Source organism: Mycobacterium sp. (assembly GCF_965229105.1).
In the GTDB taxonomy this organism is placed as follows: domain Bacteria; phylum Actinomycetota; class Actinomycetes; order Mycobacteriales; family Mycobacteriaceae; genus Mycobacterium.
In genome coordinates this window covers 2,757,481-2,779,602 of sequence record NZ_OZ245858.1, presented here as the reverse complement: position 1 = coordinate 2,779,602, position 22,122 = coordinate 2,757,481, and the positions used below count along the sequence as shown (strand labels likewise).

The 22,122-nt window shown below is 63.9% G+C and carries 17 protein-coding genes, 2 tRNA genes and 1 pseudogene; 10 read left to right on the top strand and 10 right to left on the bottom strand.

What is annotated here, in order from left to right:
* The first annotated feature begins 1 nt into the window (after nucleotide 1).
* The 3 genes and pseudogenes from ADBZ9O_RS13185 to ADBZ9O_RS13175 all read left to right on the top strand — a co-directional run bounded on the left by ADBZ9O_RS13185 (nucleotide 2) and on the right by ADBZ9O_RS13175 (nucleotide 4,590).
* Nucleotides 2-2,344: pseudogene (locus ADBZ9O_RS13185) on the top strand (FdhF/YdeP family oxidoreductase).
* Nucleotides 2,337-3,161 (top strand): formate dehydrogenase accessory sulfurtransferase FdhD, encoded by an 825-nt coding sequence (gene fdhD / locus ADBZ9O_RS13180; RefSeq protein WP_526531871.1) that lies wholly within the window; start codon nucleotides 2,337-2,339, stop codon nucleotides 3,159-3,161. The pseudogene ADBZ9O_RS13185 and the gene fdhD overlap by 8 nt, the downstream one beginning before the upstream one ends.
* 118 nt (nucleotides 3,162-3,279) lie before the next feature.
* Nucleotides 3,280-4,590 carry a nucleotide disphospho-sugar-binding domain-containing protein gene (locus ADBZ9O_RS13175; protein WP_526531869.1) on the top strand — a complete coding sequence of 437 codons (1,311 nt, stop codon included), beginning with the start codon at nucleotides 3,280-3,282 and terminating at the stop codon, nucleotides 4,588-4,590.
* A 92-nt stretch (nucleotides 4,591-4,682) separates the two neighbouring features.
* Here ADBZ9O_RS13175 and clpX read toward each other — a convergent pair whose 3' ends face one another.
* The 5 genes from clpX to ADBZ9O_RS13150 form a co-directional block, all read right to left on the bottom strand.
* Nucleotides 4,683-5,963, bottom strand: a complete 1,281-nt coding sequence (gene clpX / locus ADBZ9O_RS13170; RefSeq protein WP_526531867.1) for an ATP-dependent Clp protease ATP-binding subunit ClpX — start codon at nucleotides 5,961-5,963, stop codon at nucleotides 4,683-4,685.
* A gap of 274 nt (nucleotides 5,964-6,237) precedes the next feature.
* A complete protein-coding gene (locus ADBZ9O_RS13165) occupies nucleotides 6,238-6,897 on the bottom strand; it encodes a ClpP family protease (RefSeq protein ID WP_526531865.1) in 660 nt (219 codons plus the stop codon).
* The gene (locus tag ADBZ9O_RS13160) at nucleotides 6,894-7,475 is read right to left on the bottom strand and encodes a ClpP family protease (RefSeq protein ID WP_526533120.1); all 582 of its coding nucleotides are present in this window, start codon (nucleotides 7,473-7,475) and stop codon (nucleotides 6,894-6,896) included. The genes ADBZ9O_RS13165 and ADBZ9O_RS13160 overlap by 4 nt, the downstream gene beginning before the upstream one ends.
* A 125-nt stretch (nucleotides 7,476-7,600) precedes the next feature.
* Nucleotides 7,601-9,064, bottom strand: coding sequence for a trigger factor (gene tig, locus ADBZ9O_RS13155; RefSeq protein WP_526531863.1), 1,464 nt, complete (start codon nucleotides 9,062-9,064; stop codon nucleotides 7,601-7,603).
* Nucleotides 9,065-9,115: 51 nt separating this feature from the next.
* Nucleotides 9,116-9,192: transfer RNA gene (locus ADBZ9O_RS13150), tRNA-Pro, on the bottom strand.
* 182 nt (nucleotides 9,193-9,374) lie between these two features.
* Between ADBZ9O_RS13150 and ADBZ9O_RS13145 the strand changes: the two genes are divergently transcribed.
* Together ADBZ9O_RS13145 and ADBZ9O_RS13140 are read left to right on the top strand one after the other, a co-directional pair.
* Nucleotides 9,375-9,448, top strand: a tRNA-Gly gene (locus tag ADBZ9O_RS13145).
* A gap of 646 nt (nucleotides 9,449-10,094) precedes the next feature.
* Nucleotides 10,095-10,910 carry a hypothetical protein gene (locus ADBZ9O_RS13140; RefSeq protein WP_526531861.1) on the top strand — a complete coding sequence of 272 codons (816 nt, stop codon included), beginning with the start codon at nucleotides 10,095-10,097 and terminating at the stop codon, nucleotides 10,908-10,910.
* Here the strand turns inward: ADBZ9O_RS13140 and ADBZ9O_RS13135 are convergent.
* A complete protein-coding gene (locus ADBZ9O_RS13135; RefSeq protein WP_526531859.1) occupies nucleotides 10,907-11,320 on the bottom strand; it encodes a hypothetical protein in 414 nt (137 codons plus the stop codon). The genes ADBZ9O_RS13140 and ADBZ9O_RS13135 overlap by 4 nt on opposite strands.
* Nucleotides 11,321-11,528: 208 nt before the next feature.
* On the opposite strand from ADBZ9O_RS13135, the gene ADBZ9O_RS13130 reads away from it, so the two are divergent.
* Nucleotides 11,529-11,762 carry a hypothetical protein gene (locus tag ADBZ9O_RS13130; protein WP_526531857.1) on the top strand — a complete coding sequence of 78 codons (234 nt, stop codon included), beginning with the start codon at nucleotides 11,529-11,531 and terminating at the stop codon, nucleotides 11,760-11,762.
* Nucleotides 11,763-11,932: 170 nt separating this feature from the next.
* Nucleotides 11,933-12,826, top strand: coding sequence for a hypothetical protein (locus ADBZ9O_RS13125; RefSeq protein ID WP_526531855.1), 894 nt, complete (start codon nucleotides 11,933-11,935; stop codon nucleotides 12,824-12,826).
* Nucleotides 12,827-13,306: 480 nt separating this feature from the next.
* Here the strand turns inward: ADBZ9O_RS13125 and ADBZ9O_RS13120 are convergent, their stop codons facing one another.
* From ADBZ9O_RS13120 to ADBZ9O_RS13105, 4 genes are all read right to left on the bottom strand, one after another.
* Nucleotides 13,307-15,004: a serine/threonine-protein kinase gene (locus tag ADBZ9O_RS13120; RefSeq protein WP_526531853.1), complete on the bottom strand. Its 1,698-nt coding sequence runs from the start codon at nucleotides 15,002-15,004 to the stop codon at nucleotides 13,307-13,309.
* Nucleotides 15,005-15,363: 359 nt separating this feature from the next.
* Nucleotides 15,364-16,110, bottom strand: coding sequence for a hypothetical protein (locus tag ADBZ9O_RS13115; protein ID WP_526531851.1), 747 nt, complete (start codon nucleotides 16,108-16,110; stop codon nucleotides 15,364-15,366).
* Nucleotides 16,107-17,333 (bottom strand): zinc ribbon domain-containing protein, encoded by a 1,227-nt coding sequence (locus tag ADBZ9O_RS13110; protein WP_526531849.1) that lies wholly within the window; start codon nucleotides 17,331-17,333, stop codon nucleotides 16,107-16,109. The genes ADBZ9O_RS13115 and ADBZ9O_RS13110 overlap by 4 nt, the downstream gene beginning before the upstream one ends.
* On the bottom strand, nucleotides 17,330-18,904 hold the full coding sequence (locus ADBZ9O_RS13105) for a S53 family peptidase (RefSeq protein ID WP_526533118.1): 1,575 nt from the start codon (nucleotides 18,902-18,904) through the stop codon (nucleotides 17,330-17,332). The genes ADBZ9O_RS13110 and ADBZ9O_RS13105 overlap by 4 nt, the downstream gene beginning before the upstream one ends.
* Before the next feature lie 198 nt (nucleotides 18,905-19,102).
* Here ADBZ9O_RS13105 and ADBZ9O_RS13100 point away from each other — a divergent pair, with 198 nt between their 5' ends.
* The 3 genes from ADBZ9O_RS13100 to ADBZ9O_RS13090 are packed head-to-tail and all read left to right on the top strand — an operon-like array spanning nucleotide 19,103 to nucleotide 22,100.
* Nucleotides 19,103-19,750, top strand: coding sequence for a TetR/AcrR family transcriptional regulator (locus ADBZ9O_RS13100; protein WP_526531847.1), 648 nt, complete (start codon nucleotides 19,103-19,105; stop codon nucleotides 19,748-19,750).
* A complete protein-coding gene (locus ADBZ9O_RS13095) occupies nucleotides 19,747-20,850 on the top strand; it encodes a DUF1214 domain-containing protein (protein ID WP_526531845.1) in 1,104 nt (367 codons plus the stop codon). Before ADBZ9O_RS13100 ends, ADBZ9O_RS13095 begins: the two co-directional genes overlap by 4 nt.
* On the top strand, nucleotides 20,847-22,100 hold the full coding sequence (locus tag ADBZ9O_RS13090; RefSeq protein ID WP_526531843.1) for a sulfotransferase: 1,254 nt from the start codon (nucleotides 20,847-20,849) through the stop codon (nucleotides 22,098-22,100). The genes ADBZ9O_RS13095 and ADBZ9O_RS13090 overlap by 4 nt, the downstream gene beginning before the upstream one ends.
* Nucleotides 22,101-22,122 lie beyond the last annotated feature (22 nt).

Here is a 22,122-nt window from a genome sequence, read left to right as displayed (position 1 = left end):
CATGGGAATTCGGCGCCGACTGACTGGCCGCGATGTCACTCAAGACATCGCAGTGACCTATGACGAACACGCGGTTGTCAGCACCGGTGCCGAGCACGAAGCGGCCGGGGTGAAAGCCGTGATGGTGTCGCTGCAACGCGGTGTGACATCGATGGGACCGTTGCGCACCGCGGCCGCCCTGATCCGGTTGAACCAGCAAAAGGGGTTCGACTGTCCTGGCTGCGCGTGGCCGGAGGAGCACGGCGGGCGCAAGTTCGCCGAGTTCTGCGAAAACGGGGCCAAGGCGGTCGCCGAGGAGGCCACCAAACGCGTTGTCACTCCCGACTTTTTCGCCAGGCACTCCGTTGCCGATCTGGCCCAGCGACCCGAATACTGGCTCAGCCAACAGGGCCGACTGACCCATCCGATGGTGTTGCGAGCAGATAGCGACCACTAAGAGCCGATCAGCTGGGAGCACGCCTTTCACGTGATCGCCACGCACCTCAACGCGCTCGACAGCCCCGACGAAGCGGTCTTCTATACCTCGGGACGTACCAGCAACGAGGCCGCTTTCCTCTACCAATTGCTGGTGCGCAGCTTCGGCACCAACAACCTGCCGGACTGTTCGAACATGTGCCACGAGTCGTCGGGCACGTCGCTGAGCGACTCGATCGGCATCGGTAAGGGTTCGGTCACCGTCGAGGATCTCGAACTGGCCGACCTCATCGTCATCGCCGGGCAGAACCCCGGCACCAATCATCCCCGAATGCTGTCGGTGCTGGAGAAGGCCAAGGAGAACGGCGCAAAGATCATCGCGATCAACCCGCTGCCCGAAGCCGGCCTGATGCGGTTCAAGGACCCGCAAAAGGTGCATGGGGTGATCGGGCACGGCATCGGTATCGCCGACGAATTCGTGCAGATCCGCCTCGGCGGCGACATGGCCCTGTTCGCCGGCATCGGTCGCTTGCTGTTCGAGGCCGACGACCGGGCCCCCGGCACCATCATCGACCGCGACTTCGTCGCCACCCATTGCGCCAACTTCGAGGCCTACGAAGCTCAGACCAGAGCTGTCGATATCGACACCGTCCTTGAGGCCACGGGTATCGACCGTGAGCAGCTCCAGCGCGTGGCGCAGATGTTCATCGCATCGGATCGCACCGTCGCCTGTTGGGCGATGGGTCTGACCCAACACCGCCACGCCGTCGCGATGATCTCCGAGATCACCAACGTGCTGCTGATGCGCGGCATGATCGGCAAACCCGGTGCAGGCCTGTGCCCGGTGCGCGGGCACTCCAACGTCCAGGGTGACCGCACCATGGGCATCTGGGAGCAGATGCCCGAGACGTTCCTGGCCGCGCTCGACACCGAGTTCGGCATCGTCTCCCCGCGCAAACACGGGATGGACACCGTCGACGCGATCCGGGCGATGCGCGACGGGCGCGCCTCGGTGTTCGTCGGCATGGGCGGCAACTTCGCCATGGCGACGCCGGATACCGAGGTCACCGAAGCTGCCCTGCGCAGTTGCTCACTGACCGTGCAGATCTCCACCAAACTCAACCGCAGCCATATCGTGCACGGCACCACGGCGCTGATCCTGCCGTCGCTCGGCCGCACCGATAAGGACCTACAGTCCGGTGTCAAACAGCAGGTATCCGTTGAGGATTCGATGTCGATGGTGCATCTGTCCCGCGGCAGTCTGCAACCGCCGGGACCGGAGGTCCGCAGCGAGGTGGCCATCGTCTCGCAGTTGGCCCGCGCGGTGCTGGGCCACGACCACCCGGTGCCATGGGAGAAGTTCCCGGCCGATTACGACCGCGTCCGCGACGCCATCGCCGCAGTAGTTCCCGGGTGCGCCGATTACAACCGGAAGGTGCGCCAACCCGACGGTTTCCAGCTCCCCCACCCGCCCCGAGATTCGCGTGAGTTCCATACCAGCACAGGCAAAGCCAACTTTGCGGTCAACCCGCTGGAATGGTTGCCGGTGCCCGAGGGTCGGCTGATCTTGCAGACCCTGCGCAGCCATGACCAGTACAACACCACCATCTACGGGCTCGACGACCGTTACCGTGGCGTGAAGGGCGGCAGGCGGGTGGTGTTCGTCAACCCGGCTGATATCGCCCGGTTCGGGCTGACCGCAGGTGACCGGGTCGACCTTGTCTCCGAATTCCCCGACAGCACCGGACATGTCGAGGAGCGACGGGCCAAGGACTTCATGATCGTGGAGTACTCCACCCCGGTGGGCAATGCGGCCGCCTACTATCCGGAAACCAATTCACTGGTCGCACTGGATCACGTTGCGGCCAGGTCGAATACGCCGGTGTCCAAGGCCGTCGTCATCCGGCTGGAGGCGGTCAGCGGTGGGTAGGGTGACCGCGCGCCGACGGGTCAGTCACCTGACTGCCGGCCAGGCGGTGATGCGCCCGGAGACCCTCGTTGTCGAAGAGCCGCTGGAGATCAGGATCAACGGCTCGGCCACAACGGTGACCATGCGTACCCCCGGCGCGGATTTCGAACTCGCTCAGGGGTTTCTGCTCACCGAGGGCATCATCACCCACCGGGATCAGGTGTCAAGGGTCCAATACTGCCGTGGCACCGGCGACGACGGGATGAACACCTATAACGTCCTGGACGTCACCCTCGCCGAGGGGGTGGCCACACCGTCGCTGGATGTCACCCGCAACTTTTACACCACGTCGTCGTGCGGCGTGTGCGGTAAATCCTCGATCGATGCCATCACCCAAATCAGCCAGTGGGGTCCTGGCGACGACCCGGCTCGGGTCGAGGTGAAAACCCTCACCGCGATGCCCGACCAACTTCGTCAGGCGCAGAAGGTCTTCAACAGCACCGGCGGCCTACACGGGGCGGCGCTGTTCAGCGCAGACGGAACCATGTTGGCGGTGCGGGAAGATATCGGCCGCCATAACGCGGTGGACAAAGTCATCGGTTGGGCACTGGAAGCGGACCGAGTGCCATTGTCCGGCACCGTGTTACTGGTCAGCGGTCGAGCCTCCTTCGAGCTCACCCAGAAGGCGGTCATGGCAGGCATCCCGATCCTGGCTGCGGTGTCCGCACCGTCATCGCTATCGGTCGACCTGGCCACCCAGTCCGGGCTGACCCTGGTGGCATTCCTGCGTGGCGACTCGATGAACGTCTACAGCCGGCCCGATCGCATCACGCACTGAGCGCCTAGCCCTCTACCAACAATCTCCACCCGATCTCCACCCATCCTCCAAGCTCGACCACCCCCACCTCCACGACCATCGACTCCGACGGAAATCACATTTATCCAAGGAGCCAACGATGGCAGAGATTCTCATTGCCGCCATGCAACCGGTCGGCCATTTCGGTCCGCTGCTCAACGTCGCAGAAGGTCTGATCGACCGCGGCGACCGGGTCAGCTTTCTCACCGCCAAGCGCCACGCGGCCAAAATCCGCGCGGTCGGTGCCCGGGCTTACGCCTTGCCGGCAGAGGCCGAATTCGACGAAAGCCGTCTCGACATCGACCTGCCGGCCCGCGCAGCGACCACCGGGATCAAGCGGGTGAACTTCGATATCGAGCACCTGTTTCTCGCGCCGATGCGATACCAGACCGCGGCGTTGGCTCAGGTCATGAAAGAGACCCAGTTCGACGCGATCATTGTCGACGCCGGGTTTTTCGGGATCCTGCCGTTCCTGCTTGGGGAAGCCTCCCAGCGACCACCGGTGCTGATGTACTCCACCACACCGCTGATGGTGAGCAGTTGCGATACCGCGCCGTTCGGTGTGGGTCTTGCCCCGTCGTCGACAGCACTGGGTCGCATGCGGAATCGGGCACTGAACCTGTTGTCCCACAAGGTTCTCCTGCGTGACTGCCACAACGCCGCCAACCGTGAGCTCGATCGCCTGAACGCAAAGAAGCTGCCCATGTTCGTTCTCGATGCCGGGACGCTGGCGGACCGCTACATCGCACCGACCGTTCCCGAATTCGACTATCCGCGCAGCGACCTGCCTGCCAATGTCCGCTATGTCGGGGCCGTGCATCCCGCACCGGCGCGCGGATTCCGTCCGCCACCCTGGTGGTCGGAACTCGACACGGACCGGCCCATCGTGCATGTCACGCAAGGCACTATCGACAACGCCGATCTCGGCCGGCTTCTGGAACCGACCATCGAGGCGCTGCGCGATGAAGACGTCATCGTCGTCGCCACCACCGGCGGTCGTGATGTCAGTGAGCTCAGCATCAGCAACCGACTCCCGCGCAATACCTATGTTGCCGAATACATTCCGCACCACGAACTGTTGCCCAAGGTCGACGTCATGGTGACCAACGGTGGCTTCGGCGCAGTGCAGCGAGCGCTGGCCACTGGTGTGCCTCTGGTGGTGGCGGGCAACACCGAGGACAAGCCCGAGGTCGCCGCCCGAACCGAATGGGCGGGGGTCGGCATCAATCTGCGCACCGGAACCCCGTCGGCTGCGCAGGTCCGCCGCGCGGTACGGGACATCCTGGACAACCCGGACTATCTGCGCCGGGCCCGTGAGCTTGAATCCGCGTATGCGCGCCGGGACGGGGTTGCCGAAATCGGTGCGCTCGTCGACGAACTCGTACGCGAACGCAACCCTGCCGCACGCTGACCCCGCGCAATCGCACCGAAAAAGACATCAGGGCTGCGATCCTCCGCAAGGAATCGCAGCCCTGATGTCGATCTCGACGAATGTGAGGCGAGTTATGCGCTCTTGTCGCGACGCTCGCTGCGGGTCGGCTTGCGCGGCACGATGGTCGGAAGCACGTTGTCCTGCACGGTCTCCTTGGTCACGACGACCTTGGCGACGTCATCGCGGCTGGGGATGTCATACATCACCGGTAGCAGGACTTCTTCCATGATCGCGCGCAGGCCGCGGGCACCGGTGCCGCGGTGGATGGCCTGATCGGCGATGGCATCCAGTGCCTCTGGAGTGAACTCCAGCTCGACACCGTCCATCTCGAACAGCCGGTTGTACTGCTTGACCAGCGCGTTCTTCGGCTCCGACAGGATGGTGACCAGGGATTCCTTGTCCAGGTTGGTCACCGATGCCACCACCGGCAGGCGGCCGATGAACTCGGGGATCAGCCCGAACTTGATCAGGTCCTCGGGCATGACCTCGGCGAAGTGGTCCTGGGTGTCGATCTCGGCCTTGGAGCGCACCTCGGCACCGAAGCCGAGGCCACGCTTGCCGACCCGGTCGGAGACGATGCGCTCGAGCCCGGCGAACGCGCCGGCGACGATGAACAACACGTTGGTGGTGTCGATCTGGATGAACTCCTGGTGCGGATGCTTGCGTCCGCCCTGCGGCGGCACCGAGGCCTGCGTGCCTTCGAGGATCTTCAACAGGGCCTGCTGCACGCCTTCACCGGAGACGTCGCGGGTGATCGACGGGTTCTCGCTCTTGCGGGCGATCTTGTCGACCTCGTCGATGTAGATGATGCCGGTCTCGGCGCGCTTGACGTCGTAATCGGCGGCCTGGATCAGCTTGAGCAGGATGTTCTCGACGTCCTCACCGACATAGCCGGCCTCGGTCAGTGCCGTCGCGTCGGCGATGGCGAACGGGACATTGAGCATCTTGGCCAACGTCTGAGCCAGGTAGGTCTTACCGCAGCCGGTCGGGCCGAGCATCAAGATGTTGGACTTGGCCAACTCGACGGGCTCGGCGCGGGAGTCGCGCGATTTCTCCTGAGCCTGGATGCGCTTGTAGTGGTTGTAAACCGCTACAGCGAGTGTGCGCTTGGCCGTGTCCTGCCCGATGACGTAGCCCTCAAGGAACTCGCGGATCTCCGCGGGCTTGGGCAGTTCGTCGAGTTTGACGTCATCAGCGTCGGCCAGCTCCTCTTCGATGATCTCGTTGCAGAGGTCTATGCACTCGTCACAGATGTATACGCCAGGGCCCGCAATGAGCTTCTTGACCTGCTTCTGGCTCTTTCCGCAGAACGAGCACTTGAGCAAGTCACCGCCGTCTCCGATGCGTGCCATGGTGCGTAGGTTCTTCTTCCTGTCCGCCGGACAACTTCACCGGAGTGTCGGTTTCTACTCGATCCTGTTCCGACGCTACCCGTATCTTCGCGCGAGGGGCGACCGATAAAGCGAATAGCGTCGGTGGTATTCGTTTGTCGCCAAAACATATCCCCTGTTTCGGTTCCGGGCGCCCGCAACGCGCGGCCGTGTCTCTGGCGTGTCGCTGGCTTTACCGAACCGGGATGCGCGGCGCCCCCACTGGGTCACGTCTAGTGGGGGGCGCCGAGCAGTTTTACGCGTTCTGAGCGGACAACTTCCGGTACTCCAGCACCGTGTCGATGATCCCGTATTCCTTGGCCGCCGCGGCCGTCAGGATCTTGTCGCGATCGGTGTCCTTGCGAATCTGCTCCGGTGTCCGGCCGGTGTGATTGGCCAGTGTCACTTCCATCAGGGTGCGCATCCGCTCGATCTCAGCGGCCTGGATCTCCAGGTCGGAGAACTGGCCCTGAATGACGCCACCGAGAGAAGGTTGGTGGATCAACACGCGGGCGTTCGGCAGCGCGAGCCGCTTGCCGGGGGTACCGGCGGCCAGCAGCACCGCTGCGGCCGACGCCGCCTGGCCAAGGCACACCGTCTGGATGTCGGCGCGTACGTACTGCATGGTGTCGTAGATCGCCATCAGCGACGTGAACGAGCCACCAGGCGAGTTGATGTACATGGTGATGTCGCGGTCGGGATCCAACGACTCCAGCACCAGCAGCTGGGCCATGATGTCGTTGGCCGACGCGTCGTCGACCTGCACGCCGAGGAAGATGATGCGTTCCTCGAACAGCTTGTTGTAGGGGTTGGATTCCTTCATACCGAAGCTGGAGTGCTCGATGAAGGACGGGAGGATGTACCGAGCCTGCGGCTGCACCCGGGCGTCCAGAGAGGGGTGAATGGGGTTGGTCATGAGGCACTCCCGTTGAGGTGGGCGCGGGTGATGATGTGGTCGACGAAGCCGTACTCAAGGGCCTCGGGGGCAGTGAACCAACGGTCACGATCCGAGTCGGCCTCGATACGTTCCAGCGTCTGGCCGGTGAATTCGGCGTTGAGCCGGAACATTTCCTTCTTGATGACCGCGAACTGCTCGGCCTGAATAGCGATATCGGTCGCGCTACCGGTGACACCACCCAAGGGCTGGTGCATCAGGATGCGGGCGTGCGGCAGGGCGAACCGCTTGCCCTTGGTGCCTGCGGCCAACAGGAACTCGCCCATCGAAGCGGCCATTCCCATCGCGTAGGTCGCCACATCACACGGCGCGAGGACCATCGTGTCGTAGATCGCCATGCCGGCGCTGATCGAGCCGCCAGGCGAGTTGATGTAGAGGTTGATGTCCTTGGTGGGATCTTCGGCGGCCAGCAGCAGAATCTGTGCGCACAGCCGGTTGGCGATCTCGTCGTCAACCTGTGACCCCAAAAAGATGATGCGCTCGGACAGCAACCGTTCAAAGACCGAATCGGTCAGGTTGAGCCCCGAACCAGATCGCATGTCACTCACAACCGGTTACCTGCTTTCTTGTGTTACGGACGAGCTGGCGTCCGCCTTCGTCTAATCGACACTAACCAAACACCAGCGAAGCGCACTCCCACAGGAGCGCGCTTTCGCTCACAGCGTCACTTCGCGTCGGCTGCCTCGGCGTCGGATTCGGCGACATCGGCATCCTGGTCGGCCTCATCCTCGATGAGGTCGGCCTCCTCGAGCGCCTCTTCCACATCGTCGTCAGCCTGCAGCGCTTCGGCGATATCCGCCTCGGTCGTCGGCGACCCGAAGAACTCGCTGGTGTCGATGACATTGCCGTCGGTATCGCTGACCGTGGCGGCCTCGACGACGGCGGCGACGGTCAGGCCGCGGCGCACATCGGCGAACATGGCGGGCAGCTGGTTGTTCTCCTGCAGGACCTGCAGCAGCTGCTGCGGTTCGATGCCGTACTGCCGCGACATCAGCACCAGGCGCTCGGTCAGATCGTTCTGGCCGACCTGGATATCGAGATCGTCAGCGATCGCATCCATCAGGAGCTGGGTCTTGACGGCCTTCTCGGCGCTGCTACGGGCGTCGGCGTCGAACTCTTCGCGTGAGCTGCCCTGTTCTTTGAGTGCTTCTTCGAACTTGGCCTCATCGTGGTCAAGGCCGTGGATGGCGTTGTGCACGGTGTCGTCGATCTGGGCCTGGACGATCTTCTCGGGCAGCGGGACCTCGACCTGGTCGAGCAGCGTTTCGAGGGCCGCGTCGCGGATCTGCTCGGCCTGCTGGATGCTCTTGAGCCGACGCACCTGCTCGGACAGGCTCTCCTTGAGCTCGTCGATGGTGTCGAACTCGCTGGCCAGCTGCGCGAACTCATCGTCGGCCTCAGGCAGCTCGCGCTCCTTGATCGAACCGACGGTGACGGTGACCTGGGCTTCCTGCCCGACGTGCTCGCCGGCGGCCAGGGTGGTGGTGAAGACCTTGCTCTCGCCGGAGGACAGCCCGATGATCGCCTCGTCGAGACCCTCGATCAGCTGACCCGAGCCGACCTCGTGGGACAGGCCCTCGGTCTTGGCTTCCGGCACGTCCTCGCCATCGACGGTGGCACTCAGGTCGATCGAGACGAAGTCGCCGTCCGCGGCGGGACGCTCAACACCGGTCAGGGTGCCGAAGCGCGCGCGCAGGTTCTGCAGTTCGGTATCGATGTCCTCATCGGCGATGACGATGGGATCGACCGAAATCTTCAGCTCGCTGAGGTCAGGAAGGGTGATCTCCGGCCGGACGTCGACCTCGGCGGTGAAGACCAGCTGCTCGCCGTCCTCGATCTTGGTGATCTCGATCTCGGGCTGGCCCAAGGGCTTGATCTCGGTGGTGGTGACGGCCTGGCTGTAGCGAGCCGGCAGTGCGTCGTTGACGACCTGATCGAGCACCGCACCACGACCGACGCGCGCCTCAAGCAGCTTCGCGGGTGCCTTGCCCGGACGGAAGCCGGGCAGCCGAACCTGCTTGGCGAGCTGCTTGTAGGCACGATCGAAGTCGGGCTGCAGCTCCGAGAAGGGCACCTCCACATTGATGCGAACCCTGGTGGGGCTCAACTGTTCGACGGTGCTCTTCACGGGTAACTCCTTGGCTGTCTTCATCTGTGCGTTCGGGGGACAGGGTCGTGCTGGTCGGGGTGACAGGATTTGAACCTGCGGCCTTCCGCTCCCAAAGCGGATGCGCTACCAAGCTGCGCTACACCCCGTGCTGCATGTCTTGCGTTTTTGATGCCGCAAACTCGCTTCACAAGCCCACGGCATCCTACGGCCCCCACGCGCATGACCGGACACGGGCCATATCGGCACCGACATTCACAGTGACGTCGAGAACGGCCCCTATTTGGAGATGTTCTCCGGCGGGCCGTACATTGTGGCTCGAGTAATACACGCGGGCGTAGCTCAATGGTAGAGCCCTAGTCTTCCAAACTAGCTACGCGGGTTCGATTCCCGTCGCCCGCTCCAACGAACCGCCCTGATAGGGCGGTTTTTTGTTTCTGGGGTAAACGCGCAGGTTGGCCCTGCTCCTGCAGGATCAGCGGTTTCTCTGAGGTCAGGTGCAGATCGCCGTCTGCTGCGACACGCCGCCGACTGCCACATCGAACGCTTGTGCCCGTTGCTGGTATCGTCGGGTCGTCGTTCTGTCCTGTGCTATGTGCCGGGAATGACATACCGTCCGGCCTGCGAACCGGCGGGGTAGTACCCACTCTGAGTCCAGGAGACCCAGAGGTACCGGACGAGTCCAGGTGACTCGAAAGGGATGAGCACAGCGTCGGCAGTGCTCGAAGGCGATCGGCCTGTTTTGTCCGCTCAACCTCTGCACGGCCCTTGGTTCCGACGCAACCAGGAACAGTGCCTGGAGGTTGTCGTGCTTACTGACCCTATGGTTGTTCCCGTCGCGGTGTATACCGGCTATCGCATAATCCGCTGGACTTCGTGGCTCGCTTTTTGCGCCTGGGTAACAAGGCGCAATCCAGACGAAGCGCCCAGAGTCATTTCTGCCGCTAGATCGACTTTCGTGTCTCCGCTTCCTGTTCCTTTACCGAAGGACGGCAGCGGCTGAACCCACAAACCACAACGCAAACGAGCGAGTTTGGCATGATCTCAGCTCATGGGGGACGACACGCACGACATCGAAGCAGAACCACAGGCGAACGAAGACACTGGCACGTTGTTCGGTGCCAAGGTGTGCTTCATCGCTTCACCGATTGGCGCGACCGGCAGCGACAGCCGAAGGCGCAGCGACCTTGTTAAGCGTTACATCATCGATGAGGCGCTGATCCCTCTCGGGTATGAAACTCGCCGTGCGGACGAGATCGACAAGTCAGGGGAGATCACGACCCAAATCGTCGGAGATCTCATAGAAGCAGACCTATTGATTGCCGATCTCACTGGTCACAACGCGAATGTGTTCTACGAGCTTGCTATCCGGCACTCATTCAGAAAGCCCTACGTTCAACTGATCGAAGATGGCGAGGATATCCCGTTCGATGTGCGGGCTTACCGAACAATCTTTGTCAATCATAAGGATCTTGAGAGTGCGGCGAAAGCTAAAGAGACGTTGCAGAACATGGTCAAGGACATCGAAGGGGGCGCTCCTATCCAGTCACCCGTTACCCATGCAGTGAACAGGCAGCAACTTGAGCAGTCGACGGACCCTCGGGGGCAGGAACTTGCTCAAATCGGCGAGGCCGTCGAGCGCATCGATCTCCGACTCCGCAAGATGGAAAACCCCTTCGAGAGAGGTCCATCTAAGACGCGGGATAGCACAATCCGGCGGACCTTGATTGAGATGCTTGAGCTGGTCTACTTCGAAAAGCGTGAAATCGAATGGGAGGCTGTCTCGAAATTGCGACAGATCACGGACGGCGACCCCGCTCTGCGCAGGTTCGTGGCCCGACTAGAAGACATGACCCCGCCGTTCTAGCGCCGAAGGTGTACGACATTCCGCATGGTTGGCGCTCCAATCGCACCGAGCGCAGCCATTGCGGTGCTGTGGTCGTCGCGTAGCAGGTGCGCATACACGGTCTCCGTCGTGCTCGGCTTCGCATGTCCCATGAACCGGCTGATTTCGAACATCGGGATACCTGCGGCGACGCACAGGCTCGCGTAGGTGTGGGGGTGGGTGTTTGGCGGCAAGGAGGCTCCGGGGTGCTGCCGGTTCGCCCGGGCGACGGCGGCTGGCGAGATGTCTCTCACCTCGATGGTGGCCTTGTACGTGCCTGCAGCGAGATCGTTCAGGAGATCGAAATTCTCACGCACCAAGGAGTGCGCCATCATCTTTCGGGCGCGGAGGACGAAACGCTGTACCCGGTCACGGGGGTCAAGAGCAGGCATGCACCCAGGCTATGGCCTGCCAGCAACTGCAGATACGCAACAGAACAACCGCCGACACCGCGGCCCACAATGTCTTTGATCGCGTTCAGCTTCACCTGCGGCGGCGTTTCAGCATCGTGCACCATCGCAATCTGAATCTTTGCCATGGGGACGGTAGCTTCCTCATACAGCCTGCGCGCCTTGGCTTTTGCGGCCTGCGCTCGCCTCCATGCGTTCCACGGACCTGCTGAAATTCCATCGCGACTTTCCCGCACTGGACGCCACCGCTTTTCCGGCGGTGAGCCCGGCAGCGGCGGGCCTGAACTTCGGGCCGTCGAGTCACCCACCCGACGCGCCGGGCCAGCACGTCCGCTGGTCGCTTGAGAGCCACTGCCGATCGGGTTACCGGCCCGATCCACCGGTCGGTACTCGGCAGCGGTGCAGCGACAGTGCAGGGCTTTAGGACGACGGACCCCTAGAACGGTCGGGGCGGGGCTGGAGCCCACTGCATCAGGTGAACCGCGTGCGCCTCGGCTACCCGGCGTTGAACTTTGCCAGATTTGCGCGTACGTGCTTGAAAAGTCTGTTAGTCCGTGTATAGACTAACATCCTGAGTACAACAGGAGATTAGTAATGAACGAACAGTCATCGACTCCCGCATCACCATCGAAGAAACGGGGGATCGGATTCCCACAGCTTTCGCTGCGAGACGCGGTCGAGGCCATCATCGCGATCGGGCAACACGGCGCGGACCACAGCCACGACGCCGCAGCCGCCTACCTCGGCCACCAGACCGCGAACAGTGGCGCGTTCCGAACCAAGCTGGCCGCCTTGCGCGACTGGGGACTCCTAGCTCGTGGTGACAGCAGCCGAGTAACACTCAGCGAGTTAGCGCAGCAGCTGGTTTTGGAAGCGCCCTACCACGAGAGCGCTCGACACCTGCTTTTGGCGGCATTTGAATCCTGCCGTGTTTTCGGCATGCTCTACGCCGATAGCGCAAAAGAAACTCCCCTGGAAGAGCAGCGACTGCGCAATGTGGTCGTCATGCGTCATGGCGTCTCCACCGAGCAGGCAGACAAGTTCATCGAGTCCTTTACGGATAGCGCTGTGTACGCGGGCCTTGGCAAGTACGACGGCACACGGCTCGTACTCTTCCCCCGCGACGGCGCGTTCAAGGCCGCTGGACAGCCCAATGACGGCCCGGTCGATGCCGACCCACCGTCGGCTTCCGTGTCATCAGAAGGCCCATCGGCAATGGAACAGGTGCGGGAGGGCCAACAGCTGCAACGTCGCCTCATTGCGGATGCCGAGCGCGAGCAGGACATCCCAGTCGCTCTGCGTCAGGCCTGGCCCATCGACGGAGGCGAGATTGAGTTCGTCATTAGGACCCCCAAGGCGATGCCTCCCGCGATCTACGCCTTGATGGCGGAGATGGCAGAAGTCGCCGCCAAGATGGAGGAACTGCTGAAGCCTCCACCGGAACCTGCTTCAGGCGAAGTCTACCCACCCGCTGTCGACGGCAACTGAGTCCAGGACCAGAGGGCCGGTGGACGCCGCGATGTACCTCGGATTGGCGCTACTAGCCGTGCCCGTGATCGCTGCGATCTGCTTCCTGGCCTACCTGTCATTCTGCGTATTCGTGGTTCTAAAGACGAACAACACTGAGTGTCTGAGGGACGTAGCCGTCGCGATGCGTGCTTACAAAGTGCCCCTCTTGAGCCGGACGAGCCAAAGCCAGATCAACGAGAAGTGAGCGACCTCGGTAGCACCCTTACGGTCCCTTGTTCGTCCCTCCGGCGATGGCGTTTCCTAGGCGGAGCGTCGTACCGGCCAAGGTGGCTTCCACCTGCTCTTTCGTCGCAACGGCCGAGTCTCCCACCAGGCGTTTCTCGATCGTTTGTTCGGTCGCGTATATAACTCCAAACTAGCTACGCGGGTTCGATTCCCGTCGCCCGCTCCAACGAACCGCCCTGATAGGGCGGTTTTTTTGTTGTACGGGCAGGCTGCTCAGCCCTTGCGGACCCGGCGCCCGACTTTTAGGGCACCCAGCCTGGCCACCACAGCGGCCGCTGTGGTCAGCGCTGCACAGCCGATGAGCCCGGGTACCGACGGCTCCTGGCCCAACAGGATCCAGGCCAAGCCGACGACGGCCACCCCGAGCACGGCCCCGCTGACCGAGACGGCGATCGCCCCGCCGGCAGGCGCAGCCCCCTTGGCCAGCGCACGCAGCTGTGACTCCATCGCGGCCACCGCGAGGAACGCCGCCACGACGGCGACTGCGGCGGCGGCGGTCCTGGACGCGGGTTGCGTCGCAGACATCCGGAAACGGTGGATAGCGATCGTCGACTGGCCTTTGATCACCGTCACCTCTGCGGTGGTGCGCCCGGCGAGTAACCACGGATTCACCGTCAGGGCCGTCGCGACGCTCCGCTGGCCGGCGGGCAGAGGTTCGGTGGCGCGCCTACCCACCGACCGACCGAGGATGTTCAGCGCCAGGGTGACCTGCTCACCCGGGCGTCCGGTCATCGTGATGGGGATGGGAACTGTCGCGTCTACGGCAATGTCGCGGGTCGTGACGGGATCCTGCCCGGCGACCCGGACCGTACCGGGCAGGAGATCGCCACCGTGTTCTGGTCCCCCGATGCCCACCAGCCCCAGGACCAGTGCCGCCAAGGCGAGCACCCCGGCGATACCGAACGCCGCGATCGCCGAAAAAGGCGCGGCGCTATCGGCGGTCTCCACCCGGTGCGGCGGTGCAGTCTGTGTGGGTTTGGTCTTGGTGGTCGCACTCTCGGGGAGAACGGTGGAATGCTGTTTGGCTTCACCGGAATTCGACTTTGTCGCGGCTTCGACAATCGGGTCACTGCCGTTGACGGCGATACCGCTGACGGTCAGCCAGTGCGGCCCCCAGGACTCTTTAGCGGAGGCGGCCAAAGCAACCCCGAAGTCCTCCGCCGAGCCAAATCGGTCGGCCGGTTCACGCGCCAAGCCCCGCATCACCACGTCCGCGATCGATCCGGGCACACCGGGCGCGACCGCCGTAAGAGCAATCGGATCCTCAAACTTGCGCCTGGACACTATTGCCGAGGTGCCACCACCGGAGGGGAACGGCAACACGCCCGATAACAGTTCATAGAGCGTCGTGGCCAGTGCATAGACATCAGTCTCCGGCGAAACCTGTTCTCCACGAGCATGTTCCGGGGCGGAGTACAACGGCGATCCGTCACCGTCGATGATGTCGAAGTCGGCGAGCTTGACCGTGCCGTCCTCGGCGAACAGCATGTTGGCCGGCCTGACGTCCCGGTGCAGGATTCCCTGCCGGTGCGCCGCCTCGAGCCCGGCGGCGGCGGCCAGCACGATCGCCACCGCCGCGGCCGCGCTGAGACCATCGTCGGTGAACCTGCTCGCGACGCTTCCACCCGGAAGGTATTCCATCACCAGCAGACACAGGTCGCCGTCTTCGACAAGGTCGTAGACCGACGCGACATGAGGTTGGCTGAGGTCGGCCAGGAGCTTTGCTTTGTCCTTGAATCGGCGTCGTGCGACAGGATCGTCGGCAAACTGCGCCGGGATCAGCCTGATGGCCACCGTGCGCTGCGGCGTCTCCTCAGAAGCCAGCCAAAGCTGTCCACATCTGCCGTGGCCTATTACCTGACCGAGTACGTAGGCCGGGAGCGCGGCGCTGATGCGCTTGTCGTTGCTCACCGGCCCCACCTATCAAAGTTTCGTTCGCAGCGGCCAATTCTCTCGGCGCGTCAATATATCGTCGTTCCCAGGTCGCCGTACGGCTGAGATTCATTCAATCCCAGAGAATCCCGCAGCAGCACCGCAATGCCGATATCAGCTGAGCATCCCGTAGCAAAGTGCATCGGCAGCCGAATTAGCCGCTCTACGACGGGCTTTGACCAGGATCGCAGGTAAGGGGAAACCTGAAGGTGGCGTCATGTCCGCGGCGGCCGAGCGCGAAATTAACGAGATTCCTTAGTGTTGCGCCGATCTGGCGCCATCGCAACGCTGAGCGAAATGTGCCTGAACGGTTGTCGAATATCCTTCGAATTCGACACCTAGCGGGGCGGATCGCCCTTCCAGAGAAAGCTGTTGACGTACTTACCGAGATCTTCGGCCAACTGAAGGTTGGCCCCCGACGGGAGTCCTGGCCCACTGTTGGGTCCGAATTCGCGGAATGGGCCTATCGCGGCACCGATGAGTGCGACATCGTTCTTGACGGCGACCAGCACCACGATTCGCGTGCGCTTGCGATCTCCGGAACTTGTTTGCGGGTACACATCGAGCACTTCGCCGTGACCGAGCTGGAATCCCACCATCGCGTTGGGCAGCTGGTAGGCAACGGTCGCGTCGGGTTGCGCCTTCCGGATCAGATCGTCGAGCACCTGCGCCGGGGTGCGGCCCGCCGCGGGGACACCGAACAGCTCCAGCGTGCCGCCGTCACCGCCGGTCCAGACCGCCGAGACCCCGTCGTCTTCCTTGGTGACGGTGTAATTGGTCCCCGGTGAGGGATAGGCCACCGAGAAGCTGTCGTCGGCGGCGGTGAAGCGCGGGCTCTCCTGCACCGGGATTCCCGTCGGCGGCCGACCACACTCCGGCGGACACAGATATACCGCAGCCGGTTTGATGGTCAGCGTCGACACCGTCGCAACCGCGATGACGATCGCCCCCAGGGTCACACCGAGAATGAGCAGCAGTCGATACAGCGGCGTGTACCGCAGCGGCGCGGCCGAGTAGGTCGGCGACTGCATCGAGTAGCCGGGGAACAGTTCGTGTGTCGGCGCGTCAATCGTCGGCGCGGTCATCGGTCCACCGATTCTTCGGTCGGCTTGGGTTCTTCGGTCGGCCTGGGCCGGTCGCGCCTGCGCACCGCCCGTGACTCCAGCGACGCCGCCTGCGAAGCCACCCCGCAGGCGGGGCAGAACGCCATATCGGGCACAACATGGCCACAATCGGCGCACAGGATCGGCAATTCGGCGTCGGTCACGTCATGGCGTTCGTTCAGCAGAGCCAGCTGAAGACCGATCCGCAGCGCCAACAGGGCCACCACCGCGATCGTCACGTGCACGACGAATTGGAGGTACGGCGTGACGCGTAGAACATCGACCAGGCCGACGCTGGCGTAGATGGCAGGGGCGGCCAGCGAACCGACCACGATGGCCGTCCACAGCCCGCGACGACCCTGGCCGTCGGGTCCCCGGTACCACAGTGCTGCGCCGATCAGTCCACCGATCGCGCCCGCCATCAACGGCTGGGTGATCCCGCGAACACCCGCCTCCAACAGCAGGTCCGCGACGGGTTGATCGCTGACCCGCTCCCCCGCGTCGATCTGTGACACCAACCTGACGATGGTGGCACCCACCGCGAACATCGTGCCGCCCAGCGCGCCAACACCGAAGCCGTATAAGGACTCTCGGGCAGGTGGGCGGGTCAGCCGGATCAGCACGGCGGGCAGCTGCAACGCGAACAAGCCGCCGAAGGGAATCACCAACGCATCGCGCATCAGTTGTGCGGTGGGCACTTCGATACCCAGCCCGAGGCTGTAGGACTCGGCGACGATGGCATTGGTCCACAGCGCCCAACACACGCCGACGCCAATCCCGACCACCAGCGTCGGCACCCACACCCGCCACAGCAGATCGGTGATGACCCCCGTCTCCTTGAGATAGATCAGCAACAGCAGCGGCGGTGCGAACGTCGTGGTGGTCACCATCGCCACCTCCTGCTGCAGCACACACAGGATCGCCAAAACGGCAGCCACCAACCAGACCGCGACCCGGAACGTGCCGCAAGACCGATTCGGCAGATACGGAAACATCGAGCTGACGATCGACGGCGTCAGCACGTTCTCGCCGGGAGCCGCGGCGTAATCACGGATCCTGAGCCACCCGGGGCCGTCACCGCCCGCCGGAGTCAGGGATGCACCGCAACGCCCACAGAACCTGCCGGGCGGAACGTCGTGCTCACACCGCTGGCACGGCATGGTCGCGGGGCGAACGTCGTCGGTGGCGGCTGGCTGATCGGTCATCGCGGTGACTGCTGCAGATCGAGGATGTTGCGCACCAGGTTGTCCACGTTCGGGCTGCCCAGCCCGGTCACCATGTCGTAGCCGGGTCCGGCGACGGCCACGGCGTTGGCGCCAAGGGTGATGTCGTTGAAACCGGGCCGGGGCGCACCCGCTGCGAGGCGGTACAGGGTGGGGTTGAGCTCGCCGAGTGGGCGGCCACCGTTGGCCGTCAGAAACTGGTTCATCACCGCGGCCATCCCTGCCCAGATCGGCGCCGACTGCGATGTACCGCCGCCAACCGCCAACTGCTGATTCACCACGATGATGACGCCGGTGGAGCGGTCTGCCACGGCGGCGATATCCGGTGTCATCCGGTGCAAGGTGTTGGTCGGGGCGGACACCCCGGATTGCCAGCGCGGCCGATCGAAGAGGTTCGACACCCCACCTCCGCTGCCCTGGGTCAATGCCGGGTCCATCCACGACTGCTCGCCGAGCCACCGGTAGTTCTCGTCGGTGGTCAATGCGGTGCCGCCCACATTGGTCACCTCCGGCAACGAGGCCACCGCATCCAACCCGACATCGGCCGGCCCAGGCGGTGACGACCAGTCGTGTCCCCCTTTGCATTCCAGGCCGGCCAGATCACCGCTGGCGTTGAACACGGTGGTTCCGTTGGCCAGCGCCGCGGCCATCGCCGAGCGAACCGGCGCGAGATCGGCCGCGGTCAGCAGTTTGTCGCATCCCCAGCCGATCGACAGGGTCCAGACCGCACCGGGAAACTGTTCATCGACCGAGGCCATCTGTTCAGCGATCTTGACGTAGGTGCCGCCACCCTCGACCGTCGAACGGGCATTGACCAGAACAAGTTTGGCGTCAGGGGCGACGGCGTGTGCCACCTGGAGATCCATCGTGGCTTCGCCGCTGCGCTGCTCTGGCATACCGCCGACAACCTGCGGGGCGAACTTCGGCATGGCGAATGTCTCGGCGTATTTATCCAGATCGGCCTGATTGAAACCGTCGAAGGCGAACACCACGATGGTGGTGTTCTTGCCGGTGAAACCCGCCGCGGTCAGCGGGGTGACGTTGTACGTGGTGCGTAGGGCGTCGGGCTGCAGACTTTGGTTGGGCACTTCCAGCGGCAGGATCGACGGACGTTTGGAGTGGTACGGCGTGTAGCTGAGGATCCTGCCGAGGCCGGCCACGTCATCGCGCACCGACACCGGCACCAGGGGTTGACTGGCCGAGGCGTAGAACACCTGTCCTCGCCGGCCGCGATAGTCGTCGACGGGCACCTGCAACGCTGTGGCCACGGCGGCGGGTGGGCCCTGGAGCACCGCCCAGTTGTCACCGGGGTGCCAGCGCACCGACAGACCGCTGTCCTTCGCCCAGCCGATGAAGCGGTCCGGACTGTCGTGGCCGCGGAGCTCGGCAGTGATCTCGACGGTGGCCACCTTCGACGTCCCGAGCTTGGTCGAGGCTCCGAGCAGCAGCGCAAACGGGCCTGAAATCGCCTGTGGTACACCAGAATCCGGGGCGCGACGGATCTCGATCACGGCCAGCACCAGCGCCACGACGGCGACCAGCGCGATCCCCACCCGCAGAGGTGTCCTGGCGGTGCGTACGGAGTCAGCGAGTGCGCCGAGCCGGAAAGGGTGCGCCACCGCGGCATCGATGCCCTTCTGAGTCGACTGCACCTACTTAGCGAGACGCACTCTAATGCGGCGGCGCGCGCGCCGCATGAGTACGACACCGTTGACAAATTACGTTACGTTACGGAACATAATCATCGTGAAGTGGATCACAACGTGGTGAGTGCGCCGACCCCGGGCCCTGGCCGACCCCGCGATCCCCGCACCGATCAGGCGATCATGCTGGCCACCCGGCGGCAGCTCACCGAAACCGGTTATGACCAGGTGTCGATCGAATCGATCGCGCGGGAAGCCGGCGTCGGCCGTCCGACCATCTACCGGCGCTGGCCGTCGAAGGCGCACGTGGTCTTCGATGCCGCCTTCGGTCTGCCGTCCGGCATCGAGAACATCCTGGCCAGCTCCGGAGAATTCGCCAGCGACCTGCGCCGGTTTGTCCGCGGCGTAGTGGAGTTCTGGCGTGAACCGGTGGTCGCCGCGGCCGCGCTGGGAATCCTCGCCGAGCGCACCCGCGACCCACAGCTGCAGATCCGCGCCCAGCAGCTCCTCGACGCCGCGACCCGAACGTCCTTCGGCGCCCTGATCCAATCCGGTATCGAGCAACGGGCCGTCCGACCGGATGTCGACATCGACATGCTCTTCGACCTGCTGGTCGGCACCAGTTTCTACACCTCACAGGTGCTACAGCGCGACGACGACGTCGACGACGTGATCGAAAGACTCTGCTCCCTGGCCCTGCAAGGAGCACGACCCGCACCACCCGATCCACCGCACACGAATGGAGCAACCCCATGACGGACCTCGCCCAGAATCACGAGATAGTGCCCACCCTGTCCGGCGCATACAACGAACTCCTCGACGAGGTCCGAGCCATCGAGCAGAAACTGCTCACCGCCGATCCACCACTACCCGAACCTGATCTCCTCGACGGCTACCGCCTGGCCTTCAGCTTGTTGCGGGTCGCCGTCGACGCCTACGTATGGGGCGACAAGGACAATCCGATCCTGGTCGACGTCATCGGGCCCTACCTGAAATGGGGTGGCGACAACTCCGACGCGTTCTACCAGCTCGCGCCCGTCGACCCGGCGCGCACCTACCGCGTCACCGGCAATCGCGGCGACTCGGTCTACCTGTCGATCACCGTCTATGGCGGCCCAGATGACGGCAGCTACAGCAACCGCATCGTCGGGACCATCAACGATCGCGACCTGGAGTTCGACGCGGACGGCAACTTCGAATTCACCATCAGCCCCGACCCGCAGCCAGGCACCTGGCTCAAGCTCGACCCCGATGCGGTGGTGGCGCTGACCCGCGACTACCTCAACGAGCCGACCACCGACAAACGCGTGCAGTGGAAGATCGAGGCGGTCGACCCGCCCGCCCGTCGACACGACAGCCCCGAGGACCTGACCCGACGATTCCGGGCTGCCCGCACCTGGCTGCATGAACAGCTGTCGTTCCTGCCTACCCGCATCGAGCCCGCCAACGAGATCCATGAGCCATTCCCGGTGCCGCAGAACGCCTATGGATGGTCTGCGGCCGACGCCGCATACGCGATGGGCGCGTACGAACTCGAACCCGGTCAGGCACTCGTCGTCGAGGGCACATCCCCGGAGTGTGTGTTCTGGAACCTGTGCCTGTGGAACCCGTTCCTGCACACCTACGACCACACCCACGAGCGGGTCACGATCAACGGCGCGCAGGTCACCTACGAACCCGACGGGTCATGGCGAATCGTGATCAGCGACACCGATCCCGGTCACCCCAACTGGGTGTCCACCGCCGGACGGCACAAGGGCCTGATTTGGCTGCGCTGGTTCCTGCCCGAGGAAACCCCGACCCGGCAGGTGTGCCGGGTGGTGGCGCTCGCTGATGTTCCCGGGATCGCGAAATGACCACCGGCACAGCCCGACCCGCTCCGATTCGGCTGACAGACCTGGCCGCACCCACCTATCCAGCTGAAGCGCAGCCGATCCGCGACGCGCTGGCCGACTACGGCGCGACCCTGGAGCTGACGCCGGCGGCGATGCTCGCAGCAGCCCAGGAGCGGACCGGTTTGTCCGATTGGGGTGATCCTGCCTTCCGGGAGCGACTAGAGGTCCTGTGCCGTTCGCTGCGTGATGAGGCGGGGCTTTCCGATGTCGGGGTTGCCATCGTGTTCGAGCAGCTCGTCGGCAACCTCGCCAACCGGCTGCGGCTGGAGGCGCTGATCACGGCGCATCCCGAGATCGAAGACGTGGTGATCGAACGCCCGATCATCATCTGTGGCCTGCCGCGCACCGGAACCACTCATCTGCACAACCTGATTGCCGCCGACCCCGCGATCCGGTACCTGCCGTACTGGGAGAGCCTGGAACCTTTCCCGGTACCCGATGAGCCTGACGAGCAGGCCCGCCGGGACCGGTGCGCCGTCGGCCTCGATCTGCTGAACACCTCGATGCCCGAATTCAAGCGTATGCACGATATGACGGTCGACCATGCGCACGAAGAGATCCAGCTGCTGGCCAATGACATCTCCGGCATGTTGTTCGATACCACCTACCACCTGCCGAGCTTCGCCGAACATTACAAAGCCCATGACCAGGGCCCGTCGTATGCCTATCTGAAGCGGAGTCTGCAGGCGCTGCAGTGGCTGCGTGGCGGCACGCGTTGGCTGCTGAAATCTCCACAACACCTCGAACAGTTCCCGACGCTGCTCGCCACCTTTCCCGACGCGACATTCGTTGTCACACATCGCGATCCCGTGGAGGTGATGCAGTCGATGACCACCATGATCAGCTACGCGGCGCGGATGGCCTGCAGCAAGCCCGATCCCGAGAAGATCGCGCGCCAGTGGGTTTACCGGGGCGGAGATCTTCTCGACGGTTGCGTGCGCGACCGAGAGGTACTGCCCGCGGGGCAGTCGATCGATGTGCGGTTCGACGATTTCATGGCCGACGAAGAGTCCACTGTCGCAGCCATTTACGCACTCGCCGGGCAGCCCTTCGACGAGGCGGCCCGGGCAGCGATGGCCGCATTTCGCGCCGAGCACCCCCGCGGCCGCTACGGAGGCGTCACCTATCACCCGGAGGATGTTGGCCTCGACGCCGCGGAACTGGCGGCACGCTTCGACACCTATCGTCAGCGATTTGTCGACGCGCACTGACCCGAACCGTCGACCCACGCCA